Below are 23,928 nucleotides of genomic sequence, written 5' to 3'. Positions count from 1 at the left end.
TGCTGCGTTGCAGCGCAATTTCTTGCGCATTTGCTCCAACTGGCGCCGATAAAAATTCACCGGTTGATCCAACGCCCCGTCGAAACGGTGCGGCACACGATGTGTGCGGGTTTGCCGAAGTTAAGGAGGCTGAAAATGAAGATACTTTTGATAGGATGCGGCAAGATGGGCGGCGCGATGTTGCGCCAGTGGGTCAATCACGATGGTAACCAGTTTACGGTCGCCGATCCCGCAGTCACAGACCTGCCAGATGCCGTAACGCATGTCACAAAAGCGACATCTCTGCCGTCCGCGGAATTTGACGTCATTGTCATCGCCATCAAACCGCAGATGATCGCAGACTTGCTACCTGACTATATCCCGGCGTTGAAACCGGGCGGCTGTTTCGTCTCGATCGCGGCAGGATGTAGTATCGCGACATTGGCCGGTATCGTGGGCGAGGCTGCAATTATTCGCGTCATGCCCAATTTGGCTGCCATGGTGGGAATGGGGGTTTCGGGGCTTTATGCGAATTCCGTCTGCACCGAACAGCAGATCACGGAAGTCACAGATTTCATTGCCCAGACAGGTCGCTGCGTTCCGCTTGCGAGCGAGGATGAAATTGATCGCCTCACCGCTGTGAGCGGAAGCGGGCCGGGATATGTGTTCGAGATTATGCGCAGCTATGTCGAAGCGGCCAAGCGTTTGGGGTTTGACGAGGAAACATCCCGCGCGCTGGTGTTTGATACCATCACCGGCACGGTTGAAACGGCACGACAGTCGGATGCCTCACTGGAGGAATTGCGAAATTCGGTGACCAGTAAGAACGGCACGACACAGGCTGGACTGGACGCGCTGCGACGCGATGGACACCTTGATACGCTTTTGAATGATACCGTGCAGGCCGCTTATCGACGCGCCGCCGAATTGAAATAAGTGCCGCGCGACAGCGCAGCAGATAGGAGACATAATATGAACGATCTAAGTACGGGCACAAAGCCGATGGACGTCACAGCAGTTGTTGCAGGCCTTGGCCAACGTGCAAAAGCTGCGGCGCAAGAGCTTGCTTTGGCGACGGCTGAACAGCGCAATCAGGCGCTGAACGAAGCGGCAAAGGAATTGCGCGCGCGTATGAGCGAGATTTTGGCTGCGAACGCAACTGATTTGGACAGCATCAGCGGTAAGGATGCCGCGTTTATTGATCGCCTCACCATGACTGAGGACCGCGTGAGTGCGATGGCGGACGCCGTCGATGCCATCGCAAAACAATCCGACCCGTTAGGCCGCACCCTCGCAAGTTTTGACCGGCCCAACGGGTTGAAAATCGACCGCGTAAGTGTGCCAATAGGTGTCATCGCGATGATATATGAATCGCGTCCCAACGTCGGCTCGGATGCGGGTGCGCTTTGCGTGAAATCAGGCAATGCTGTTATCTTGCGCGGCGGCTCTGAAAGCCTGCATTCCTCGCGCGTTATCGTTGCATGTCTGGCAGCGGGCCTTAAGGCAGCCGGTCTGCCCGAAGATGCCGTTCAGCTCGTCGACACCCGCGACCGTGAGGCGGTCAAGCTGCTTTTGCATAGTACCGAGACTGTCGATCTGGTCATTCCACGTGGTGGACGCGGATTGGTCTCACTGGTCCAAAAAGAGGCCCGCGTGCCGACATTGCTGCATTTGGACGGCAACAATCATAGTTATATCCATGAAAGTGCAGATGTCGAAAAAGCAGTAGGCATCGTCCAGAACGCAAAAATGCGCCGGACCGGAATCTGTGGCGCGACTGAATGTGTTGTAATCGATCGCAAGATTTCGGCTACGGTGTTGCCTCTTTTAGCTACCGCGCTCGGAGATTGCGAACTACGTGGCGACGCTGAAGCACAAGGCATACTTCCGAGTATCGTTGCCGCGACTGATGAAGATTGGGACACAGAGTATCTTAGCAATATCATCTCAGTGAAGATTGTCGGTGATTTAAGCGAGGCTATCGCATTTGTGCAGGATCATTCGTCTGGCCACACAGATGCGATTATCTCTGAGGATATGGGGGCTGCCAAACGCTTTATGTCTGCCATCGATTCAGCCGTCGTGATGCACAACGCTTCAACTCAGTTCGCGGACGGGGGCGAGTTTGGCATGGGTGCTGAAATTGGTATTGCGACAGGCAAGATGCACGCGCGCGGTCCAGTTGGGGCAGAGCAATTGACAAGTTTTAAGTATCTCGTCTTTGGAAGCGGTCAGCAACGTCCGTAGGGGGTGAATTGTCGCAATGGACAGCTTAGGGCGAGCGGCCTAACACCAAGAAGTTGGAAAATCTGGCGAATAACATGATGCAGGATTCGTGCGGGTGTGCAAGAAAATCTAAACTTAAAAGTCTATTGTAGACTTCTAGCGGTAATCCCCCCGAAAATTAGTGGTGTTCAAAAGTAGAGTTTTCTCGGCAATATATCTGAGGAGATTTACGATGAAGAAGGGACGATACAGCGACGCGCAGATCATGGCGATCCTGAAGCAAGCAGAGGGCGGTGTGCCGGTTTCTGAATTATGCCGCGAACATGGCATGAGCAGCGCCAGTTTTTACAAGTGGCGCGCGAAGTTTGGCGGTATGGACGCGTCGATGATTTCTGAGATGAAGGATGTGGCCGAGGAGAACCGCCGTCTGAAGCGTATGTACGCGGAGATGAGCATGCAGAACGATTTACTGAAGGAGGCGCTTGGAAAAAGCGCTGAGGCCTTCTCAAAGGCGAGAGATGGCCATGAAGGCAGTCGCGCGGGGTGGTGTCAGTATCGCGTTGGCGTGCCGTGCGTTCGAGATTAGCGAGACTTGCTATCGTTACAGCCCTGCATTGAGTGACGAGAACAAAGAGATCGCGGATTGGCTTGAACGCTTGACGGCCAACAAGCGGAACTGGGGCTTCGGCCGATGCTTTTTGTACCTGCGCAACGTCCAGGGCTATGGGTGGAACCGCAAGCGCGTCTATCGGATCTACTGCGAGCTGGAGCTGAACCTGCGGATTAAACGTAACCGCGCGATTGAGACCGCGGCTTATGCAGCTTGACTGTTTTGCGTGGCCATTGGCGCCCAATTCCAAGGTAGCAATTCGTCCAACCTATTGATCTTGTGATCATGGATACGGTCGAGAATGTCGGCCAGATATGCTTGCGGATTTAGGCCATTCAGCTTGGCGGTTTCAATGACGGTCATGGCACGCGCAAGTGTTTCCGCACCGGTGTCCGCCCCGGCAAACAGCCAGTTTTTTCTTCCGATGCCGATCGGGCGCAAGGCACGCTCGGCTGGATTGTTGTCGATGGCGACACGACCGTCAGCCAGGAACAGGCTGCAAGCCTCCTGCCGACTGAGGCCATAGCGGAACGCCTTTGCCAGTTCGCTCTTGCCAGGAATGCGCAGGAGCTGTTGTTCGGACCAGACAAAGAAGGCCTCGATCTTTGACCAGCTCAGCTTTTGACGCGCGGCATGGCGGACATCAGCGGGTTGACCATTGATGTCGCGCTCAATGTCGTAAAGCTTGCCGATCCGGTCGAGCGCCTCGCGGGCGATCTCGGACTTGGTTGATGACCAGAAGTCGTGGAAGTCGCGCCGCAGATGCGCCCAACAGGCGGCTTCGCGCAAACGCGGCACACCACCCGGTTCAGGCTCATAGAGTTTGGCGTAGCCTTTGTAACCATCCGCCTGAAGGATGCCACGAGCATTGGCCAGATGGCTCAGGACATGCTCCTCCTTCCAGTTTGGTGCAAACCGATAGACAGCACCGGGTGGAGATGATCCCGCCCAAGGACGCTGATCGCGCACATAGGCCCAGATCCGACCTTGCTTCACCCCCTTGCCAAGTCCCTTGTCGCGCCTTGAGCGATCCAGCACCCGGATCGGCGTGTCATCTGCATGGAGTAGATCACTTGCCATGACGTCCATCTCGATCCGCTCGATAAGTGGCAACAGCGTCTTCATGGCGCGGCCACACCAACCGACAAGCGTGCTTTCAGGGATGTCCGCGCCCATGCGCTCAAATATCTCATGTTGACGATAAAGGGGAAGGTGATCGTCGAACTTCGAGACCAGTATGTGCGCCAGCAGGTTCGGACCCGCCATGCTACCCGGGATCGGGCGGCTGGGTGCGGGCTCCTGCACCATATTCTCACAGCGGCGACAGGACTTTTTGATCCGGGCGATCTGGATCACCTTCATCTGAGCGGCGATCATGTCGATCAGTTCGCTGACATCCTCGCCCACCACGCGCAGATCGCCACCACAATCCGGGCAGCATGTGCCGGGATCAAGTTCCCGCCGTTCACGCAGGGTCGCATCAGAGACCCGCGGTCGGCGGCGGAGTGTGGGGGCAGACACCTCATTGGATGCAGGTTTGTCATGACCTTCGTCAATTGGCGTCTCATCCTCCTCGGCAACAGCAATGAGCAGGCCTTCGAGTGCCAGCTCCAACTGTTCAATCTCGCGCTCGATCTTTTCCGAAGATTTACCAAAAGCCAATTTCTGCAACTTGGCGATCCGCAAACGTAGCGCCTGAACAAGCTGGTCATGCACACGCAAGGTGGCCGATATTTTGGCATTCTCCACCTGCAAAGCAGCGATCATTGCCTTCAAAACGGCAGGGTCATCAGGGAGGTTTTGCACATCAATGGACATGCGCAAAACTACCATAGCAAGGGTATAGACGCCATAAAGACAACGCTAATCAGGCGAATAATTCACCCGACGCGAGCCGGTGGTGCGCCCCAGTCTGGCCTGCGCCAATCCATACCCTCCCACAGCATCGCAAGTTGCGCAGAGGTCAGCCGCGCCGCACCTTCTGTAGCCGTCGGCCAAGGAAAGCGACCGCGTTCAAGCACTTTGTAATAGAGGCAAAAGCCTGGGCCATCCCAGAACAGGAGCTTGATCCGGTCGCCACGCCGCCCACGGAATGCAAACACTGCACCCCCAGTGGGCTTCTGACGTAAAACTTCCTGCGTAAGTGCTGCCAAACCAGCAATGCCCTTCCTCATGTCCGTGACACCACACGCAAGATACACCCGAACGCCAGTCCCTGGGCCGATCATGCCGCTTCTACCGCTCGGACCAGCTGCGTCAGCGCCGCCGCATCCATGCTGCTATCAAAGCGTAGGCTGCGCCCGCCACGTAAACGCACTTCGACAGGCGTGGACTCCGATGGGCTGGACACCAGATCAGAGAGGGTGGGAACGCTGGGTTCAGACAAAACATTCAAAGGCATAAAAAGCGCCCCATTATCCGGGGACCACAGCCCCTTCTTCTTTAGGTCATGGCGCCAAGCATAGACCTGCTGCCGCGTCACATCGTGACGCTGTGCAACCTGTGTAACTGACGCGCCATCAACCCCAACTGACATGACAATCTCGAGCTTGTCGTCATCATGCCAGAAGCGCCGCCGCTCCATCCCAAGAATTTCACCACGCATACCAAATCCCACCTAAGACACGTCGTTAACGACGCCGTTAAACACGTATCTTAGATCAACAAGTTGAAATTCGGCAGGCGGTGGCAATGGAGCGGTTACGTTGGATTGTCCGTTTCTCGATCCTTTCCCTTTCTCTGATAATAGCTTTGTCGCGTCCGAAGTAGACGTCTGCGGGTGTCACATTATTCAGGCTCTCGTGGTAACGCTGGTTGTTGTAGTAATCGACGAAGGCCCCGATTTGGTGTTCGAGATCACCGGGTAGGTAGTAGTTCTCCAACAGAACCCTGTTCTTCATGGTCTGGTGCCAGCGTTCGATCTTGCCTTGGCTCTGCGGGTGGAATGGCGCGCCGCGGACATGTGTCATTTTTTGATCCTTTAACCACGTGGCCTGATCGCCAGAGATGTAGCATGAGCCGTTGTCACTGAGCAGGCGTGGCTTGTGGCGGACGACCGCCTTGTCGCAACCGGACGCCGTCAACGCCAATTCGACCGTGTCCATTACGTCCTCGGCTCGCATGTTGGTGCAAAGCTTCCAAGCGATGATGTAGCGGCTGTAATCATCCAAAATTGTGCTGAGATAATACCAGCCCCACCCGATGATCTTGAAGTAAGTGAAGTCAGTCTGCCACATCTCGTTGATGGCGGTGGTCTTATCCGTGAACTCGTCGGCCGCTTTGATCACAACATAATCAGGCGCAGTGATCAGGTCAGCTGCTTTGAGAATACGATAAGATGATGATTCAGATATAAAGTTGGAGGGATCAGGAAAGGCCCCAGTGGGGCGCTTCCCCCGAACAACGCTTCTCATCAGTGTATTTGATGGCCAGTTCACGTGTGGACAACGCCTCGTGCTCCAGCGCGAACTCGATCAGGTCATCGCGTCTGGCGTTTGGGATGCGGTTCCAGACTGACCTCGGGCGCGGCGAGATGTCAGCCAGCGCATCAAACCCACCGTCGACATAGAGGTCATACCATCGATAAAAAGTGCTGCGTGGAATGCTCAACATGTCGAGAGTCTGTTTGACTGGCAAATGCGATCCCTCAACGGTGCGGATGATCTCAAGCTTCTCAGATGCAGGATATCTCACTCCTCGTATACCCCAGTCCCTGTCATGCTTTTTTGAGCAGACGGTTCTCAAGCGTCAGGTCAGCCACGCATTCTTTCAGGGCCAATGACTCAGAACGCAAATCTTTCACCTCAGGCGACGTCGCTTGACGCGCGGTGTCCCCAGACAGGCGCCGCTTGCCTGCCTCCAGAAACTCTTTCGACCAGCTATAATACAAACTTTCAGCGATCTCTTCACGGCGGCACGGCACTGAGATGCTTTCCTCACCACGGAGGCCCGCCAAAACAATGCGGATCTTTTCCTCAGCTGAATAGGTTTGCCGCGTCCTACGGCGGATGTTCTTGACCACCTTCTCGGCGGCCTCTTTCGATGTTTGTGGCTTCTTCGTCATCTCGATCTCCTAATCGATAAGATGAACCAGAAATCCTCCGCTATTCAAATCCTCAAATCTGTCCCACGGGTGCTGACGTCAAACACGCAAGCAATTCATACTTCCAGACGCCTTGCGCGACATCATTCGCCGCGAAAAAGAGGCCGTCGCAAACGGGCATCTGGCCGACGCTATCAAATTGTCCGGACTGTTTCATCTCACGCTTGCAGAATTGACCGAGTCGAGTGTGTTGCAAAGTCTATTGCGCGATCTAATTTCACGCAGTTTATTAATCACCGCAATCTACCGCGACAGCGGCTACTTCAATTGCGGGCCAGACGAACACGCCAACATTGTAGACGCTTTGGTGCAAGGTGATGCAGACGGAACATTGCGTTTGGTAGGCGCGCACATAGAGCACCTTCGGTCCGATCTGAAGCTAAGTACGGGACAGCAGCCTTCCAAAAGCCTGCGCGATATTTTTGAGCTTTGAACAACGTATCAGTGTCGGATGCGCTGACGCTGACGAATAGACAATTAAAATAACACATTTCAGGTGCGGTTAGTTTGCCAAATCCACTAGTCGATTGGTCGCGTTGTCCAGTTAAAGTGCCATTGTGTACGTTCCAAAAAACCTTGTTTAGCAAGTGTTCAATCTACCATATTTTACGCTGCCACAAACCCCGTTTAAAGTCCGAGCAGTTGTGATAGTTTTTTGCGCCTTCGCCATAGGGGACATCCGTGCATTACGCAGTATTGGTCACTGTGGGCTCAGGCCGCTGTAGGAAGTATTAAATAATCAAGACCGCTTCGAAATGACGAACGGCTCCAACCGTTCGGCAGAATTCTCAGATATCAATCCGCTCGGAAATGCTCAGCGCGTCTTCGAGCTTGACCCCCAGATATCTGACGGTGCTATCAATTTTTGTGTGGCCAAGCAGAAGCTGAACAGCACGCAGGTTGCCTGTCTTGCGATAAATTTCCGCCACCTTCGTTCGGCGCGTAGAATGGGTGCCGTAGCCACTTGGTTCCAAACCAATCGAGACAACCGAGGTCCCGAACCAAGCGCCCATACTGGCGTGTTGATATGTGCGGCCGATCATGAAATCGGCTCGGAAGCAAGAGCTGACATACGATCATTTCCGGAGACTTAATCCAGTTGGTCACAGTTTCTCGCGTGTTTTCAGCCAGTTCAAACTGCACAGGCTTGTTCGTTTTACTTTGAACGACGGATACTCTTTCATGCATTCTGTCGTCCCTGAGTAGGTCAATGACCTGTCGTGACACCAAATCGCAACCGCGTAACTTGCTATCAATTGCGACGTTGAACGATGCGAGATCGCGGAGATTACCCGCGAGTTCGAGGCGAGCGCGGATGGCCCAGACCTGTTTTGGCAGAAGCGGGCGCTTTTGCCCGCCGAGGCGACCCTTATTCGAGGCTCTTCGTTTTGGGGTGACAGCGGGAAGTTGAACTCTTGGCATGATTTGGCCCTCCATCCACCCCTCCTGCCAAACATCAACACAGCGCTGACGACTGGTTATAGCCTAAAAAACAATGACGGCTTCGCCGCTGGCGCGTCATCAAGTGTTTCTGCGAAAGCAAAAGGCGGTTTCGAGCCCCCCTTTAACAAATGCTGCACCTTCCACGAACGGCAGGTTTCGGCGAACGATCAACTCGACCGAGCTACACGCGAACGCATTCGCATCCTGAATTTTGAAGGTGGCAACGAGACGTTCTTCGCAAACTCGCGGCTAAAATGATGCGGGTCAGGGTAGCCGCATTTTTCTCCGACTACTGCAACATCGAGGTCAGTTTCAGTCAAAAACCTTTTAGCGGCGGTCAGACGTTGCTCTCGAATCCATGTTGCGGGCGGCATCCCAAATTCATCTCTAAAAACTGTATGGAAACGAGAAACACTTAGTCCTGCAAGATCAGCCATTGATTTTGTGTTCCAATCGGCTGCGATGTCCTCCCTCATTCGCCTTGCAAGGTTTTGAAGGCTGTCGTGAAACTCAAGCTGGCGTGGGCTGTTTTCGAACAATGACAGGCATTGAGAGATCAAGCTGCTGATTTGAGCGTGTCGCCCTGGATGGTTTGAAGCTGTATTTGTCACAATAAGATTAAAAACGGCGAGCGCGTCCGTCCCGGCGAGAACGTGCAACTGTCCTCGCCGTTCCAATAACGTGTAGAGAGCATCGACCATATGACCCTCAAACGAAAACCAGATGTAGTCCCAATTTGCTTCACCGTCAGCGCATCCGTGGCTGTATGCGGTTGATGTATCCACCCATGAGAGCATTCGTGGAGCGGTCAAAGTGGCGTAACTTTCTGTATCAATTTCACCCGCCCCCTCAATCGTCAAAATGAGGGTGTGTTCATTGAATTGATCGCTGATCTTGGGGTCGCCATGTCGGAACCGGCTGCGTCCTGCAGCTAGGACGCCATACGGGTACGGCGAGCCATGTTTTTTGGGAGAGTTATATACAATCGAGTTCATGTTAACTGGCTTTTTGGCAGAAAAATTGATGAATGTATAATAGGAATATACAAAATAGGTGTTCTGTCCATTCCTATTTAAAGCCGGACGAAGCAATGATTGGCAAGCACATGTCAGAAACGGACCCCACTTATGACAGCCAATAATGAATTCAACCCTCTATCAGTCAGCTTTGCGCGTGACCCTCATGTCGCTTACGCGCGCCTGCGTGCGTTGCCAGAGCCGTATCACTACGCCGATGTAAACTCGTGGATGCTGACGAAGGCGACTGACGTAGAAGCTGTCGCACTCAATAAAACTATGTTGCGCAGCCGCGATCATTTACTGTCGGACGCGGAGCGGAAAGACGAACAGCGCAAGATGAACTGGCATGACATGCCGCATCACGAGCGGTTTGTGCAGACGAACCTTTTGGAGAGCGAAGGCGATACACATTCTCGACTAAGAAAATTGGTCTTCCGAGAATTTACTGCCGCGATGATTGCGAGACAAAGGGATACGATCCAAGCGTTTGTAGATCATCTCTTGGACAATCTGGCTGACCGTACTGAGTTTGACTTTGTTGAAGACTTTGCCGCGCATGTACCTGGCCATATCATTGGTCGTGTGATCGGCGTACCAGATGAAGATTGCCCCCAGTTGCGGGTGTGGTCTGAGCTGGTAGTTCGGTTTTTCAATGTTGGCTGCGACGATGACGACAAACGCGTTGCCGAACAAGCAACCAAGGAGTTCTACGAATATCTCCTGACGCTCGTTGATGCACGTCGCAAAGCCCCAGAGGATGACTTGATGTCCCGCATGGTCGAACATCAAGACGCAGGCCGCATGTCAGAGGATGAGCTGGTTGCGACAACAATGCTGATCCTGATGGCCGGACATGGTTCGACGATTGACGTTCTTGGCTCCGGTATGCACGCGCTGCTGCGCTTTCCCGACCAGCACCAGAAGCTGCGCGATGATCCCAAAATAATCAATCTGGCTGTGCAAGAAATGTTCCGGTTTGAATCGCCGCTGCCCTATTTCCATCGCTTTGCAACAGAAGATACCGTTGTGGGCGGCCGCAAGTTCGAAGCAGGTACGCGGTTTGGTTTGCTCTATGGTGCTGCCAACCGAGACCCTGACCGTTTTGAGCACGCAGATCAATTTGACGCAAATCGCAGCCCAAACCGGCACATCGCCTTTGGCGGCGGGACGCATTTCTGTCTCGGCAACCACCTAGCTCGCTTAGACATGGACGTGATTTTCACGACGTTGAATCAGCGTTTCGCGTCAATCGAATTGACACAGGAACCTATTTATAAGCCAGGATTATCCGTGCGTGGACCAGTTGCACTCGATATAGCCGTTCGGAGAAAATAGACACATGACCAAGATTACCTTTATCGAAGCGGATGGAAAATCGATTGAAGCAACTGCTGAACCTGGCATGACAGTGATGCAAGTTGCAGTGAATGCGGGCATCGCGGCCATTGCTGCAGAGTGTGGCGGCGCATGCGCCTGCGGCACATGCCATTGCTACATCAACAAAGAATGGTTCGACAAAATCATGCCAGCAAAAGAAGATGAAACCGACATGCTTGATTTTGTGATTGACCCAACAGAGACCAGCCGGTTGAGTTGTCAAATTGAGGTCACGCCAGACATGGACGGCATTATAATCAATATCCCTGCGTCCCAAACCTAAGTTGAAATCATGAAAAACATTTATACCTACGGCCATTCGTTTGAGCAAAGAAACGTAACTATAGCCGACATGCACGCCAACAAAGCGGCAAATTACAAGATGACCCAAGTGACGGCTCAGAATGCTGATGAAGCTGCAATTATTGCAGATCAAGGCATCGACATGATCATCACGGGCAGTGATTGGTATCCACAGGTCCGAACTGGTGCGCCAAATACCTTCATTACGGCGGCGTTGTTTGCAGGGCGATACATTACCAATGACGATATACTTGCTGGGGCCATTGAGGCGGCGACAAAGGGAGCCGATAGCGTCCTGACACCTCGCAGTCTCGATGTTGTTGAAATGCTCGCAAATCAAGGTTTGGCAGTGCAAGGTCACGTTGGAATGGTGCCGTCCAAATCTATTCAACTCGGTGGAATGAGAACCCTAGGTAAGACCGCTGATGAAGCGATTGCGATCTTGGATGATATGCGCCGCCTTGAAGATGCCGGGGCCTTCGGATGCGAAGTTGAATGTGTCGCTGAGGATGCCCTTGAAGCGATTAGCAAGCATACGTCCCTCATCACGAGTTCTATCGGGGCAGGGCGGTCGGGCGACGTAATTTTTCTCTTTTTCGAGGACATTTGCGGCGAAACCGAAAACCCGCCCCGTCATGCTCAGTCTTGGGGCGATGGGGCCGCAATTCGCAAGAGACTGACACAAGAACGCCAAAACGCCGTCAAAGGCTTCAAGGAAGCCGTGGAGGATGGTTCATACCCCGCCAACATGCACACCGTGTCCATGAAGCCAGATGAGAAAGATAAACTGCTTGAGGCTTTAGACAAGCGATCCTAGTTAGCAAAAGCAGACTTTGCTCGACGTCGCATGGACGGTCACTTAGTCCGCGTTTAACTAACTCGTGCGCGTTGCAGCGAACGACACTCTTTCCCAGAACCGCCGTTCGTAGATCATGCGGCGAAATGGGTCGGAGAGCCCATTGTGTGAATTTGGTTTTCTCGCTGCATGCGCTCGCAGCGTGGGAAATGCTGCGTCAGCGTAAAATTCGCTGGGGCCACACCAACGCCGCTTTTAAATTTACCTTTGCCGGTGGCCAGTCGCTATTCGGTGCCGTGTTGTAATCTCATGCGTATTCAGAACCGTTCGAATAAACGCAGCTTGGCGTCAGTTAACGTCTCAGTTTACCCAGAATGCTGTGACAAAGCTGTAAACCTCACAATTGCCCAGGCCCGCCACCATGAAGTTCAACTGTTGGCGGTGATTGATTACCGTCGGGGATTCGACCTGCACGGCCCATTGCATATAGACGCCCGCGCGCTCGCCGGTTTGATCCAGGATTCCATGCCACGAATTTCCGCCGGTTTGCGTCCAGTCGAGTTGAGGTGCCATGTTTTGTGGCGTGAAATCAGGGCCAAAGATGCCGGTGTTGCTTGATGTTTGTAGTGCGGCGACTTGCGCGCGTGCAGCATCCTCTATGCCTGCGGGGCAGCCGGTAAATATCTGTTCTCGGATCTCGATCGCCCACCTTCCGTCTTGGGGTTGAATGCGTGCGGCGTTCATTGCGTCAGGGGCTGGAAACTTGTCCTCATCAAGCTCGAACTCAATGTCGGACTCTTCGTCCTCCTCCGGATTGCGGCGCAGTTCTTCCTCGTCTGCATCAGCCCCCGTTTTAGGGTCGTTGTCCTCACCGTCGCGGTGTTCAATGTAGGGTTCGCCCTGACCACCGAAACGCGCGTTTACCTCTTGGGGGAGCAGGTCTGTCCATGCAGCCGGCTCGCCGCGTTGCAGCACAACACCTGTCGTCCCAGCCGGAGGTTTCCCGCCGATCAGGATTTCGGCTTCTTCCATTGTGACCTTGCTTTCACGCTGAACAACGCCTTGTCCGCTTTCGTCTACGACGAAAACCTGGGTGTTGTCGGCGATTGCCGGGCTTGCGCAAATCGCTGCGATCAGGGCGAGGCGTTTCATTCGGTTTCTCCGGTCAATTGGTTCAATAGGGTGTCAAAGCGGTCATCGTCGAGCCACATACCGACGGGCTTGAACGACAGGCTGCGCTGGATCACGGCAATGTCGGCCAGCAACGCGGGGTTATCTATTGCGTCGTGGCAAAACGTTCCGGTCATCAGTTCGGTGCATGGGCCGAGCGACGCCATGCGCTGTGGCTGATTCAGGGTGGCGTAGAACGGACCGTCTGGCGTCAATGTGGCCATGTTGAATGTAGTTTCCCCTGCCGGCATCCGCAGCGGTCTTTCGGCACCCCATCCCTCTGGGAGATCAAATGATATCGGGATATCGGCCATCTTCATGGTGCAGTTTTCATCAGGTGAGCAGTAAAACGCGGTTTCAATGGGTAGGTCTGCGCCCTCATCTTGTGGGCGGACCACCACCACATGGCCCGTCCGCCAGCCGGTCGCGTGAACGAGATTTGCAGTCCCACTCATGCCGTCACTTGTTGCTGTGACGAAATAGGCGCCTGGCGTTATTGCCTCTTGGTAGTGCTGGCCCGAGTCGGACCGGACATGTGCGCCATCCTGCGCATCGCCCTGAATGATCGACCATTGGGTTGGCGTTTCGATTACTTCGCCGCGTTCATCGTAGGCGATAATACTGATCGCCACGGGGGCAGGGTTGGCGGCCACGTAAAGCAGGGGGATTTCGTCGGGGCGCACAAGGATGACGTTCAAACTATCCACGGTATTGCCGTCATATTCCATCTTGCCGCGCCAGAATGTACCCTCGCGCGTCAGTGTTCCGGCGTAGATTTGATCCGACAGGTTTGCGACAAAGGTTATGTTGTCCCCCTCGCGGGTCATAACAAAACTCTCGGCGCCCGTCGTCTCGCCAAAATTCCAGTCATGCGCCCACACGTCGATATCGCCGTTTACATCCACCGCATCGATTTCATGGACAACCTGCGTCGCCAGCATCGGGTGGAAACGGTAGTCTGCCGCGACAAGAAACCAGTCGCCGTGTAGGTCACCAACCGCAATAGTCGGGAATTCTTCTGCACCCATCGCGGCGGTTTCTTGGGCCAGCCCGTCGGTATCAGAATCACCGTTGGAGAGATCGCCACTGCTGGTCTCTTCAAGAGTAGCCTCCTTATTGGGGGCCTCGTCTCGGGCAGCCTCGGGCGTGACGTCCTGAACGGGTTGCACCATGCCGACAGCAATTTGGCCCATGTCAGAATCGATCCTGTTCCGGTCTGCGTCATACCAACGCAAGACAAGGTCGTAGACGCCCTCGGTGTCTGGCACCGTCAGCTTGAACCCTTCCTCTGTCGCCACGTTCGACATTACGGTTGGTGGCGCAAAGGCGCGCCCATCTTGAAAAAAGCGGAAACTGGATTGTCAGCTTGCATCCCCCGCCCAACGCGCGTCCACTGTGGCACCGATTTCCGCGTCACCCACGCCCAGCCATTCAGGCACAACCGCATCTGCAAACTGGACAGGAAACCGTGCGTATTCCTCTATCTGTCGCGCATCCATGACGACAATATCATAAGTGCCAGCGCGGGCAGGTGATGGAATGCGGGACTCGTTATAGATGCCCGCGATGGGCGACAGAAGGTCTCCGCCCAAGTATTCGGCCTGGTCCGAACTGCCCGCCGGTGCAAGGTACACGCGGCTATGGATGTCACGGTCGAGGCCGGTTGTGTTTTCAATCAGAACGATATGTTCACCGGTAAGTGGCAAAAGCGGGCCGACCTGAATGATGTAGTCGTCCTGCGCCGGTGTCAGTTCAAGCTCAAGAATTTCGGTTTGTGCCGTGATGTCGAAAGAGAACGTGCCTGATGCCTTTTCGGCCTCGGCGCGCAGTTCCAGCTGTCCGATGGGCAGGTCAACGGAAAGGCCCGGCACGACAGCCTGCGCATCGCTTACCCGGCCAATTTCGTCGCCATTCAGGAAGATCGTGGTTTCTAAGGGTAAATCTACGCCGTAAGGCATGGAAAGGCGGATGATGACCGGATGAATTTCCTTGGTTTGTGGCGTTTGCTCAATCAAGGCCGGTTCGACTGTCGCTTGCGCAACGCCGCGCATGGCGTTTGCCAGTTCCCCCGCATCAGCGGCGTCGAAATACTGCCCGCCCGTCGCATTAGCGAGGCACTGAAGCTGCGCTTTATCGCCCTCTGCAATGTCGAACCCGATGACATGGGCGGTAAAATTAAGGCCAAGCGCCTTAAGCTCTGCGCCGACTGCGCAAGGGTCTGCATTGCATGTTTCGACACCGTCCGACAGCAGAACAACCGTCGCAGGCTCCTCGGTAAATCGCAAATGCTCTGCCGCTTGACGCACGGCATCCGACAGGGGCGTTTTGCCGATCGGCGACAGGCCCGCGACAACCCCAGCAATGTCTGTCCCGTCTCCCGGAAGGGCAAGGGTTTCGATGTCCGCGCAATTGCCCCGTTCGCGGTGGCCGTAGGCGATCAGGCCAGTGCGTGTGCCATTCGCCTGCCAGTCGTTCAACAATCCACCAAATGCATCACGTGCGATTTCGACTTTAGCGATCCCGTCAACTTGCCCCCACATAGATCCCGACATATCGAACACCACCATCACATCACGGGTGTTGGTCTGCGCTGCGCTGGCGTTTGCTGTGCACATGAGCAAGATAAAAGATAAGAGGAACCGCATACAACATCCAGACATGAAATGGGCACAGTCAGTGTACCGACTATGTTTGGTGAAAATGAACCAATCGGGGCGGGTTTACACAAGGTATGGATTTCCTTAGGTTTTCGACAAGAGGTACCAATGTCCGTTACCAGATCACTTGCAGACCAAATGAATATCGCCGGACCGCCTGCGCAAATATGGAGCGCGGCAATCGGGTGCCTGCCGGCGATGGGGCTGTCGAAGGTCATTTTCATGGATCTGTCGCAGCATAGGGCACCTTTAATCCTGACAAACGCAGACGACACGTGGACCGAACGCTATAAGAATACGGTTGAAAACGGGTTGGATCCGTTTGCGCGAAATTGTCTGAGGGGGTTTGCAACTCAGCTCACGGGAGTCGGACACACTGATGATCACGACCACCTGACGCAGATCGAGTTGGACCAGATCGCGCAAGGCAGCGCCGCACTGGACATCTGCACCGGCATGTCGGTGACGATGCGGCCCCTTACACATGGTTCAGGTGTCGGACTGAACTTGATGTCCACACTCGACGCGCGCGAATTCGCCAACTTGCGACAAGAGCACGAAGATACATGGCACGCGTGGTGTCAGTTGGTCTATGCAGGCCTTAATGCGTCCCCCGCAACACAGTCTTCGCTGTCGCTGACCGAAAAACAACGCGACTGCCTTGCATATGTCGCCGATGGGTTTCGGACTGCTGAAGTAGCCCATAAACTGAGTATTTCCGAAGCCACAGTCGAACTGCACATGCGCAACGCCCGAATGCGCTTGCACGCCAAAACACGCGACCAGGCGGTTGCAATTGCCGTGCGGACAGGATTGATCTGACTGTCGTTTCAATCACGTTGGGCCCATTTGGACATTAATTGCAGTAACGGTCATATGCGAGCGCGACGGCATCGGATACTGTGGGCTCAGCGCTGCCGTAGGAAGTATCAAACGATCAAGATCGCTTCGAAATGACGAACGGCTCCAACCGTTCGGCAGAATTCTCAGATATCAATCCGCTCGGAAATGCTCAGCGCGTCTTCGAGCTTGACCCCCAGATATCTGACGGTGCTATCAATTTTTGTGTGGCCAAGCAGAAGCTGAACAGCACGCAGGTTGCCTGTCTTGCGATAAATTTCCGCCACCTTCGTTCGGCGCGTAGAATGGGTGCCGTAGCCACTTGGTTCCAAACCAATCGAGACAACCGAGGTCCCGAACCAAGCGCCCATACTGGCGTGTTGATATGTGCGGCCGATCATGAAACCGGCTCGGAAGCAAGAGCTGACATACGATCATTTCCGGAGACTTAATCCAGTTGGTCACAGTTTCTCGCGTGTTTTCAGCCAGTTCAAACTGCACAGGCTTGTTCGTTTTACTTTGAACGACGGATACTCTTTCATGCATTCTGTCGTCCCTGAGTAGGTCAATGACCTGTCGTGACACCAAATCGCAACCGCGTAACTTGCTATCAATTGCGACGTTGAACGATGCGAGATCGCGGAGATTACCCGCGAGTTCGAGGCGAGCGCGGATGGCCCAGACCTGTTTTGGCAGAAGCGGGCGCTTTTGCCCGCCGAGGCGACACTTATTCGAGGCTCTTCGTTTTGGGGTGACAGCGGGAAGTTGAACTCTTGGCATGATTTGGCCCTCCATCCACCCCTCCTGCCAAACATCAACACAGCGCTGACGACTTATTATAGCCTAAAAAACAATGACGGCTTCGCCGCTGGCGCGTCATCAAGTGTTTCCGCGAAAGCAAAAGGCGGCTTCGAGCCCATAGCAGATGTGTCAAATCTGAAAATGGCTGCAACGGGGCAGTCTTTCAAGGCCGTATTTCTTGACGCATTTGCGGCGGTTGTGGACGGCGTAGGGTGGGCCGTGAATAAGAGAGGTGGTCGCGGATTTTCGGACCAGTTGTTACGGTGGATCGCATGACGAAAGAAGTGATCCCAAATGACAAAACGAAAGAACCATTCGCCCGATTTCAAAGCCAAGGTTGCGCTTGAAGCAATCCGCGAGGAGATGTCGATGGCGGAACTGTCCAAAAAATATGGCGTTCATCCGACCCAGATAGGGACTTGGAAACGGGCGGCGATAGAGAATATGGCGACGGCATTTACGCGCAAAGGTTCAGCGCCCGATGGGGTAAGTGCCGTTGACGTCGACAAGCTGCATTCCAAGATAGGTCAGCTTGTTGTGGAGCGAGATTTTTTGGCGGATGCCTCGCAGCAGTTGCTCGGGATGCGAGGCAAAAAATGGTGAGCCGAGATCATAAGTTAAGCATGCGTAAACAGTGCGAACTATTGCAGTTGTCGCGTTCGCGGCTTTACTACCAGCCCGTCGGCGAGAGCGCTGAGAACCTGCGGTTCATGGAAATCATCGACAAACAGTTCCTGGAAACGCCTTGGTATGGATCGCGTCAGATGGCCCGGTACATGAAGCGCAACAATCACCAATGTGGCCGCCACCGGATCCGGCGCTTGATGCGGCTTATGCGTCTGGTTCCGATCTATCAGGAGCCCAACACAAGTAAAAAGCATCCGCATCACAAGATCTGGCCTTACTTGCTGAGGAATGCGGCAATTGACCGCCCAAATCAGGTTTGGTGCGCAGATATTACCTACATACCGATGCGACGCGGCTTCCTGTATCTCGTGGCGATCATGGATTGGCACAGCCGCAAAGTGCTTTCGTGGCGGCTGTCCAACAGTATGGATGCAGACTTTTGCGTCGAGGCTTTGAAAGAGGCGCTCGCCAAGCACGGCACGCCGGAAATCTTCAACACCGATCAGGGCAGCCAATTTACCAGCGGCGCTTGGATCGACGTGCTGGTCGACGCAGACATCAAGATCAGCATGGACGGAAAAGGCGCATGGCGCGACAATCGCATGATCGAAAGGCTCTGGCGATCGTTGAAGTATGAATGCGTCTATTTGAATGCCTTTGAGACAGGCTCGGAAATGCGGGCTGGGATCGGCAAATGGCTGACGTATTACAACTCTGAGCGCCCGCATTCAACTCACGGCATATTGACCCCAGATGAGGCCTATGTCAGCAAAACAGAACCAATGAGATTAGCAGCCTAAATAAAACCCAGATCCACCTTAACAAGGATGTAAACTGGTCTAAAATCTAGGACCACCTCTTCACGAACTGAATTGTTAACCTTTCCAATGTGTAGTGAAGCAGCATACCTTTTAGTTTAGTATTAGTGATTATGCGAAAAACTTGGAGATTTAATTTTCTTCATATTAGAGGGTTGGGTTAATGACGATAATTATTAAACTCTTTCGAGTTATCTTTTTCTATGCATTATTTTTTGTGCTGTGCATGTTCGCCGTTGTCGTTGCCTTGCAGAATTGGTCGATTGGCTATCAGATGATTTTCGCCTTCGGTTTGCCTGTCCTGCTTGTATGGTGGCAAGAACGTAGAAGAGTGTCCGTCGTCAGGGTTTTTGGCACCAAAGGCGGCCTAGACTAAGAGAGAGTTCGGCTCATCTGGTTGGTTGCATTATGCGGCGTGTTGTCTGTGATGCAAGCGTCGCGTTTCGAGCGTCTTACGTTTGATCCTTTCCCGTTGCTGTAGAATGGCTTTGTCGCGTCCGAAGTATACGTCGGCGGGTGTAACGTTGTTCAGGCTCTCGTGGTAACGCTGGTGATTGTAGTGGTCTACGAAGGCTTCGATCTGAGCCTCAAGATCGCCGGGTAGGAAGTAGTTTTCCAGCAGGATGCGGTTCTTCAAGGTCTGATGCCACCGCTCGATCTTGCCCTGCGTTTGAGGATGATAGGGCGCGCCACGGCTGTGCTTCATATCCTTGTCTTGCAACCATTCCGCCAGCTCCCCCGAGACGTAGCTGGAGCCGTTATCACTCAGCAGGCGAGGTTTGTGGACGACATGAACTTGGTCACATCCCGACGCTGCCAAAGCCAAGTCCAATGTGTCCGTCACGTCTTGGGTTCTCATGTTGGTGCAAAGTTTCCACGAGATTATATATCGGCTGTAGTCATCGAGGATCGTGCTGAGATAAAACCAGCCCCATCCGATGATCTTCAGATATGTGAAGTCCGTCTGCCACAACTGATTGATGCCCGTGGTTTTGTCTTTGAACTCGCTCGCCGCCTTTATAACGATAAACGCTGGGCTGGTGATCAGATCGTGCGCCTTCAAAATCCGATACGTCGAAGCCTCTGATACGAAATAGCTTTCTCGATCCGTGAACGTCACGGCCAGTTCACGTGGCGACAACTCGGTTTCTTTCAGCGCCAACTTCACGACCTTGCGCCGCACCTCGTCAGGAATGCGGTTCCAGACGTGTTTGGGCTTCGGCGATTGATCCTGCAGTCCAACTTCGCCACGCCGCAAATATCGATCATACCAACGGTAGAATGTGGTGCGGGGAATGCCCAGCTTTGCCAACGTGAGCCGTGCTGACAGGTGGCTTTCCTCGACCAGCCGGATGATCTCCAGTTTCTCAGATGCAGGATATCTCATTCGTGGTTGCCCCCATCGCCCAGCATGCTTTTTTTAAGCAAACGGAGTTCGAGCGTTTGTTCCGCCACAACTTCCTTGAGATCATGGGCCTCACGGCGCAGATCCTTCACCTCGTCAGTGTTCGCCGCACGTGCCGTATCGCCCGCAAGGCGCCGCTTTCCGGCTTCCATGAAGTCCTTGGACCATTTGTAGTAAATGCCCTGAGAGATACCCTCACGGCGGCACAGCTCTGCAATGCTGTCTTCACCACGCAGACCATCCAGAACGATCCTGATCTTCTCTTCGGATGAGTAATGCTTGCGCGTGGCGCGTTTGATGTCTTTGACGATCTTCTCGCCAGGGCTCGTCGTTGTTTGTCTCATCTTCCACTCCTCAGTGGTGACGATGAGCCAGAAACACTCTCTTATCAAATAACGCTATTTGGTCCCATAGGCGCTGACGTCAGACAGTAGAAGAGCCAAGAAAGGGTTGGTCATTGAATTAAGCGATTCAGAAGAACGGCTCAAGTCGCCCAATCCAGTTCATCCAACTGTTATTGCGGCTCCCTACAATCGACAAGAAACTACGGTAAACATAGCACCAAGTAAGAATCAGGTGGTCGCAAGCGGGCAATCCGATCGACACGAATTCTTGATGCGAACATACCGATTTGTGGCCGTTGATGTGGAAACTGCTAATCGACAACACAGCAGCATATGTCAAGTTGGTCTGGCAATGGTGTCTGCCAGTGGCGATATCGAAACATTCAGCATATTGGTCGACCCAGAACAACACTTTGAGAGTTTTAACGTCGATCTACACGGCATTGACGAAGCAGTAATAAACGACGCTCCCAACTTTCAAGATGTTCTCCAAATGTTGCGCCCGTTGCTTGAGCGCCATATCCTCGTGCAACACAGTAATTTTGACAAGCAGGCGTTCAACGCAGCCAGCAAATACTATGGCATTCCAGAATTGAGGGCCAATTGGGTCGATAGCGTTCAAATCGCGCGAAATGCTTGGCCGGAATTGAAAGGCAATGGTGGTCATGGCTTGGCTAACCTAAAAACCCATTTGGACTTAAATTTTGAGCACCACGACGCAGAAGAAGATGCCCGTGCAGCTGCAGAAGTTGTGCTTATGGCGGAAGCTATTACCGGTGAAAATTTCTCAGATTTGGCGAGGTCCAAAACGCAGAGCCACAAGACATCGGTTGCAATTACAGGAAATCAGAATGGCCCACTTTTTGGGCATGTTGCCTGCTTTACAGGGCAGTTGGCCATGTCTCGCATGGAGGCGGCAACGTTTGCAGCAGGAGCGGGAATCACCGTAAAAGTAAGTGTTTCAAAAAAGGTAACGCTTTTGGTTGTCGGTGACCAGGACATGTCTACGTTGGCTGGTCACGACAAAAGCAGCAAACACCGGCGTGCGGAAGCATTGCAGCAGGAGGGCCATAAAATCAAAATCTTGGGAGAAACTGAGTTTCTCAATCTCATCGCAGATGACTAAGGGCCGTTTCGGGGGGGCAGCAACGCAGCATTCTGTATCTCACCCAATGTTCGGAAACCGCCGTTCGTGTCGATCAACAAAAGGGCGGATTGCGGACCTTCGCTGCAGGTGCGAAGCTCACGGTCTCTGTGATCTGAAGCAGACATTCAGTTTTAAAATAGAGAGATCTGCTGATTGGAGATTTGGGGGCTAAACTGCATAATCTAGGTTAAGCGGCTATGTGTTAAGCGAATTTGGCTTGCTTAACATGTCGACACGCATATGTTAAAAAAATCATAAAAACATAACGTATCGGTCATGACATGTTAAAGCCTACCTATAATATCGCACCGCTTCCACCAGCTATCGATTTCGACACTGTCGCGGTCCTCAAAGCGCTTGCACGCGCCAATAGAGCTTTGGCGGAACTAAAAGGTCGTGCGGCTTCAATTCCAAACCAAACAATCTTGATCGACACGCTGGCGCTTCAGGAAGCAAAAGCTAGCTCAGAGATTGAAAATATCGTCACAACTCAAGATGATCTTTTTCAGGCCGAACTCTTCCCCGGTGGTCCAGGAAGTGCTGCAGCGAAGGAAGTAGCGCTCTACAGAGACGCATTGAAACTAGGGTACGATCGTTTGCGCGAGTCAGATGGGTTGATCACAAACGCGACCATAATTGCGATGTTCCAATTGCTTAAACAGCGCGAAGGTGGATTTCGGGAAACGCCGGGAACCGCACTGCGAAACGAGGCGAGCGGGGAAGTGGTTTTTGTCCCGCCGCAGGATCGGAACGAAATCATCGACCTCATGGGGGACCTTGAAGATTATGTGAATGGCGAAGGCCGTGACACGCTCGATCCGCTGATCCGTATGGCTTTGATCCACCATCAGTTTGAGAGCATCCATCCCTTTCCGGATGGCAATGGTCGGATCGGACGTATCCTGAACGTGCTCTATCTTGCAAAAACGGGTCTCTTAGAGATTCCGGTTCTCTATTTAAGCCGGCACATAACTCAGAACAAAAGCAGCTATTATCGCCTGCTTCAAGAAGTTCGCACAGACGGCGCTTGGGAAAACTGGGTGCTTTTCATGCTTGAGGCGATTGCTGAAACGTCCGAAGCGACCTTGCTGCTGGTTGATGGAATTCGCACACAGATGCGCGATATGAAAACGCGGATGCGTAGCGAGGTCCCAAAGCTTTATTCGCAAGACCTACTCAACAATCTTTTCCGCCATCCTTACACTCGCATCGATTTTTTGGTGCAGGACCTAGGCGTTTCACGGCAAACAGCGGCAAAATATCTGGACGACTTGGCATACCATGGTCTGGTTGAGAAAGTTCAGGTTGGGCGGAACAACTACTTTATCAACACCGCATTGGTGAATTTATTCCTCGATGTAGCTGGTGGTGGCGATTGATAAAACGCGGACCAACGCGAGGTTGATATTTTCGTTGATGGGGGGCCGCCATTGCGGGCGGCCCATTTGATCAAATCTCGATAGCCTCGGAAATGACCAATGCATCCTCTAATTCGACACCAAGATAGCGTACCGTGCTGTCCATTTTAGTGTGACCAAGCAGCAGTTGGACTGCACGCAGATTGCCAGTCTTTTTATAAATCTGCGTAACCTTCGTGCGCCGCATCGAATGCGTGCCATAAGCCGTCGCCTCTAGCCCAATCGACGTGATCCATTCACGTAGAATGCGTGCATATTGGCGGGTCGAGATGTGCAACCGCTCATGGAACCGACCCGGCCAGAGATATTCGGAGCCAACCATTATCGGATCTTCCATCCATTTATCCAGCGATGCGCGCGTGCCTTCTGAAATCTCGAACCGCACAGGTTTTTGCGTTTTGCTCTGCATAACCGATGCGCGCTCTTTGATCTGACCCGATGCCATGACATCAACAACCTTCATGCGCACGAGGTCGCAGCCACGCAACTTGCTATCAATGGCCATATTGAATAACGCCAAGTCTCGGCGCGCTTCAGCGAGTTCTAGCCGTACCCGGATCGCCCAGACGTGCTTTGGCATCAGTGGTCGTTTCTGACCAACGATGCGTCCCTTATTCCAAGCGGGCCTAAGCGCACGGATCGCCGGTAAGTTATGAGAGTTTTCCATAAGTATTCCTCCGATCCACCGAGCCCACCCACAACGACAACACAACGTTGACGGGACGAGGCTACCATGGTGTAAAGATTCGCGGAGTGAGGCCTATGCAACGGGCGGAAACGGGCCGTTCGCTGCAGGTGCGAACTTTCGAAGCCATTTCTGTGAGATCGGACCTTCGAGGGCCGTCT

21 protein-coding genes and 4 pseudogenes are annotated in these 23,928 nt (G+C 53.4%); 13 read left to right on the top strand and 12 right to left on the bottom strand.

What is annotated here, in order from left to right:
* The first annotated feature begins 135 nt into the window (after positions 1-135).
* The 3 genes and pseudogenes from proC to ACXLHR_RS06530 all read left to right on the top strand — a co-directional run.
* Entirely contained in the window at positions 136-915 is a 780-nt protein-coding gene (proC, locus tag ACXLHR_RS06540; protein ID WP_458790697.1) for a pyrroline-5-carboxylate reductase, read from the top strand.
* 36 nt (positions 916-951) lie between these two features.
* On the top strand, positions 952-2,226 hold the full coding sequence (locus ACXLHR_RS06535) for a glutamate-5-semialdehyde dehydrogenase (protein WP_458790696.1): 1,275 nt from the start codon (positions 952-954) through the stop codon (positions 2,224-2,226).
* Between the two features lie 211 nt (positions 2,227-2,437).
* Positions 2,438-3,011 (top strand): annotated as a pseudogene (locus ACXLHR_RS06530) (transposase); the annotation flags it as partial.
* Between the two features lie 8 nt (positions 3,012-3,019).
* On the opposite strand, the gene tnpC reads toward ACXLHR_RS06530, so the two are convergent.
* The 4 genes and pseudogenes from tnpC to ACXLHR_RS06510 all read right to left on the bottom strand — a co-directional run bounded on the left by tnpC (position 3,020) and on the right by ACXLHR_RS06510 (position 6,878).
* Positions 3,020-4,633, bottom strand: coding sequence for an IS66 family transposase (tnpC, locus tag ACXLHR_RS06525; RefSeq protein ID WP_458792488.1), 1,614 nt, complete (start codon positions 4,631-4,633; stop codon positions 3,020-3,022).
* Positions 4,634-4,695: 62 nt separating this feature from the next.
* Positions 4,696-5,043 carry an IS66 family insertion sequence element accessory protein TnpB gene (gene tnpB, locus ACXLHR_RS06520; protein ID WP_458790695.1) on the bottom strand — a complete coding sequence of 116 codons (348 nt, stop codon included), beginning with the start codon at positions 5,041-5,043 and terminating at the stop codon, positions 4,696-4,698.
* Positions 5,040-5,420, bottom strand: coding sequence for an IS66-like element accessory protein TnpA (gene tnpA, locus ACXLHR_RS06515; protein ID WP_458790694.1), 381 nt, complete (start codon positions 5,418-5,420; stop codon positions 5,040-5,042). Before tnpA ends, tnpB begins: the two co-directional genes overlap by 4 nt.
* 55 nt (positions 5,421-5,475) lie before the next feature.
* A pseudogene (locus ACXLHR_RS06510) lies at positions 5,476-6,878 on the bottom strand (IS3 family transposase).
* A gap of 112 nt (positions 6,879-6,990) precedes the next feature.
* On the opposite strand from ACXLHR_RS06510, the gene ACXLHR_RS06505 reads away from it, so the two are divergent.
* Positions 6,991-7,350: an FCD domain-containing protein gene (locus ACXLHR_RS06505; protein WP_458790693.1), complete on the top strand. Its 360-nt coding sequence runs from the start codon at positions 6,991-6,993 to the stop codon at positions 7,348-7,350.
* Positions 7,351-7,705: 355 nt separating this feature from the next.
* Here the strand turns inward: ACXLHR_RS06505 and ACXLHR_RS06500 are convergent.
* Positions 7,706-8,339 (bottom strand): annotated as a pseudogene (locus ACXLHR_RS06500) (tyrosine-type recombinase/integrase).
* A 188-nt stretch (positions 8,340-8,527) separates the two neighbouring features.
* Positions 8,528-9,355 (bottom strand): helix-turn-helix domain-containing protein, encoded by an 828-nt coding sequence (locus tag ACXLHR_RS06495; protein WP_458790692.1) that lies wholly within the window; start codon positions 9,353-9,355, stop codon positions 8,528-8,530.
* Between the two features lie 303 nt (positions 9,356-9,658).
* Here ACXLHR_RS06495 and ACXLHR_RS06490 point away from each other — a divergent pair, with 303 nt between their 5' ends.
* Genes ACXLHR_RS06490 through ACXLHR_RS06480 form a run of 3 tightly spaced genes read left to right on the top strand, consistent with a single transcriptional unit; the run spans position 9,659 to position 11,876 of the window.
* A complete protein-coding gene (locus ACXLHR_RS06490; protein WP_458790691.1) occupies positions 9,659-10,714 on the top strand; it encodes a cytochrome P450 in 1,056 nt (351 codons plus the stop codon).
* A gap of 4 nt (positions 10,715-10,718) precedes the next feature.
* Positions 10,719-11,039, top strand: a complete 321-nt coding sequence (locus ACXLHR_RS06485; protein WP_458790690.1) for a 2Fe-2S iron-sulfur cluster-binding protein — start codon at positions 10,719-10,721, stop codon at positions 11,037-11,039.
* 9 nt (positions 11,040-11,048) lie between these two features.
* Entirely contained in the window at positions 11,049-11,876 is an 828-nt protein-coding gene (locus ACXLHR_RS06480; protein ID WP_458790689.1) for a 3-methyl-2-oxobutanoate hydroxymethyltransferase, read from the top strand.
* A 339-nt stretch (positions 11,877-12,215) separates the two neighbouring features.
* On the opposite strand, the gene ACXLHR_RS06475 is transcribed toward ACXLHR_RS06480, so the two are convergent.
* Genes ACXLHR_RS06475 through ACXLHR_RS06465 form a run of 3 tightly spaced genes read right to left on the bottom strand, consistent with a single transcriptional unit; the run spans position 12,216 to position 15,670 of the window.
* A complete protein-coding gene (locus ACXLHR_RS06475) occupies positions 12,216-13,007 on the bottom strand; it encodes a hypothetical protein (RefSeq protein ID WP_458790688.1) in 792 nt (263 codons plus the stop codon).
* Positions 13,004-14,332: a hypothetical protein gene (locus tag ACXLHR_RS06470; RefSeq protein ID WP_458790687.1), complete on the bottom strand. Its 1,329-nt coding sequence runs from the start codon at positions 14,330-14,332 to the stop codon at positions 13,004-13,006. Before ACXLHR_RS06470 ends, ACXLHR_RS06475 begins: the two co-directional genes overlap by 4 nt.
* Positions 14,333-14,386: 54 nt before the next feature.
* On the bottom strand, positions 14,387-15,670 hold the full coding sequence (locus ACXLHR_RS06465) for a vWA domain-containing protein (RefSeq protein WP_458790686.1): 1,284 nt from the start codon (positions 15,668-15,670) through the stop codon (positions 14,387-14,389).
* Between the two features lie 120 nt (positions 15,671-15,790).
* On the opposite strand from ACXLHR_RS06465, the gene ACXLHR_RS06460 reads away from it, so the two are divergent.
* Positions 15,791-16,504, top strand: coding sequence for a helix-turn-helix transcriptional regulator (locus tag ACXLHR_RS06460; RefSeq protein WP_458790685.1), 714 nt, complete (start codon positions 15,791-15,793; stop codon positions 16,502-16,504).
* A gap of 164 nt (positions 16,505-16,668) precedes the next feature.
* Here the strand turns inward: ACXLHR_RS06460 and ACXLHR_RS06455 are convergent.
* Positions 16,669-17,302: pseudogene (locus tag ACXLHR_RS06455) on the bottom strand (tyrosine-type recombinase/integrase).
* 147 nt (positions 17,303-17,449) lie between these two features.
* Here ACXLHR_RS06455 and ACXLHR_RS06450 point away from each other — a divergent pair.
* The 3 genes from ACXLHR_RS06450 (at position 17,450) to ACXLHR_RS06440 (ending at position 19,144) form a co-directional block, all read left to right on the top strand.
* The gene (locus ACXLHR_RS06450; RefSeq protein ID WP_458790684.1) at positions 17,450-17,599 is read left to right on the top strand and encodes a hypothetical protein; all 150 of its coding nucleotides are present in this window, start codon (positions 17,450-17,452) and stop codon (positions 17,597-17,599) included.
* 18 nt (positions 17,600-17,617) lie between these two features.
* Positions 17,618-18,750 (top strand): IS3 family transposase gene (locus ACXLHR_RS06445; RefSeq protein ID WP_458789667.1). Its coding sequence is split into 2 segments (ribosomal slippage): positions 17,618-17,897 and positions 17,897-18,750, totalling 1,134 coding nucleotides; the frame shifts between segments, so codons are not numbered across the junction.
* A gap of 181 nt (positions 18,751-18,931) precedes the next feature.
* The gene (locus ACXLHR_RS06440; protein ID WP_458790683.1) at positions 18,932-19,144 is read left to right on the top strand and encodes a hypothetical protein; all 213 of its coding nucleotides are present in this window, start codon (positions 18,932-18,934) and stop codon (positions 19,142-19,144) included.
* A 30-nt stretch (positions 19,145-19,174) separates the two neighbouring features.
* Here ACXLHR_RS06440 and ACXLHR_RS06435 read toward each other — a convergent pair.
* Positions 19,175-20,517 (bottom strand): IS3 family transposase gene (locus ACXLHR_RS06435; RefSeq protein ID WP_458790682.1). Its coding sequence is split into 2 segments (ribosomal slippage): positions 19,175-20,190 and positions 20,190-20,517, totalling 1,344 coding nucleotides; the frame shifts between segments, so codons are not numbered across the junction.
* 106 nt (positions 20,518-20,623) lie between these two features.
* Between ACXLHR_RS06435 and ACXLHR_RS06430 the strand changes: the two genes are divergently transcribed.
* The gene (locus ACXLHR_RS06430) at positions 20,624-21,643 is read left to right on the top strand and encodes an exonuclease domain-containing protein (RefSeq protein WP_458790681.1); all 1,020 of its coding nucleotides are present in this window, start codon (positions 20,624-20,626) and stop codon (positions 21,641-21,643) included.
* A gap of 302 nt (positions 21,644-21,945) precedes the next feature.
* The gene (locus tag ACXLHR_RS06425) at positions 21,946-23,043 is read left to right on the top strand and encodes a Fic family protein (protein WP_458790680.1); all 1,098 of its coding nucleotides are present in this window, start codon (positions 21,946-21,948) and stop codon (positions 23,041-23,043) included.
* Positions 23,044-23,113: 70 nt separating this feature from the next.
* Here the strand turns inward: ACXLHR_RS06425 and ACXLHR_RS06420 are convergent, their stop codons facing one another.
* Complete coding sequence (locus ACXLHR_RS06420; RefSeq protein ID WP_458790679.1) at positions 23,114-23,749, bottom strand: tyrosine-type recombinase/integrase; 636 nt, start codon at positions 23,747-23,749, stop codon at positions 23,114-23,116.
* Between the last annotated feature and the right edge of the window lie 179 nt (positions 23,750-23,928).

This window comes from Yoonia sp. MH D7, from assembly GCF_054439475.1.
The sequence above is the reverse complement of the archived record's forward strand: the minus strand, read 5'-3'. Positions and strand labels throughout refer to the sequence as shown.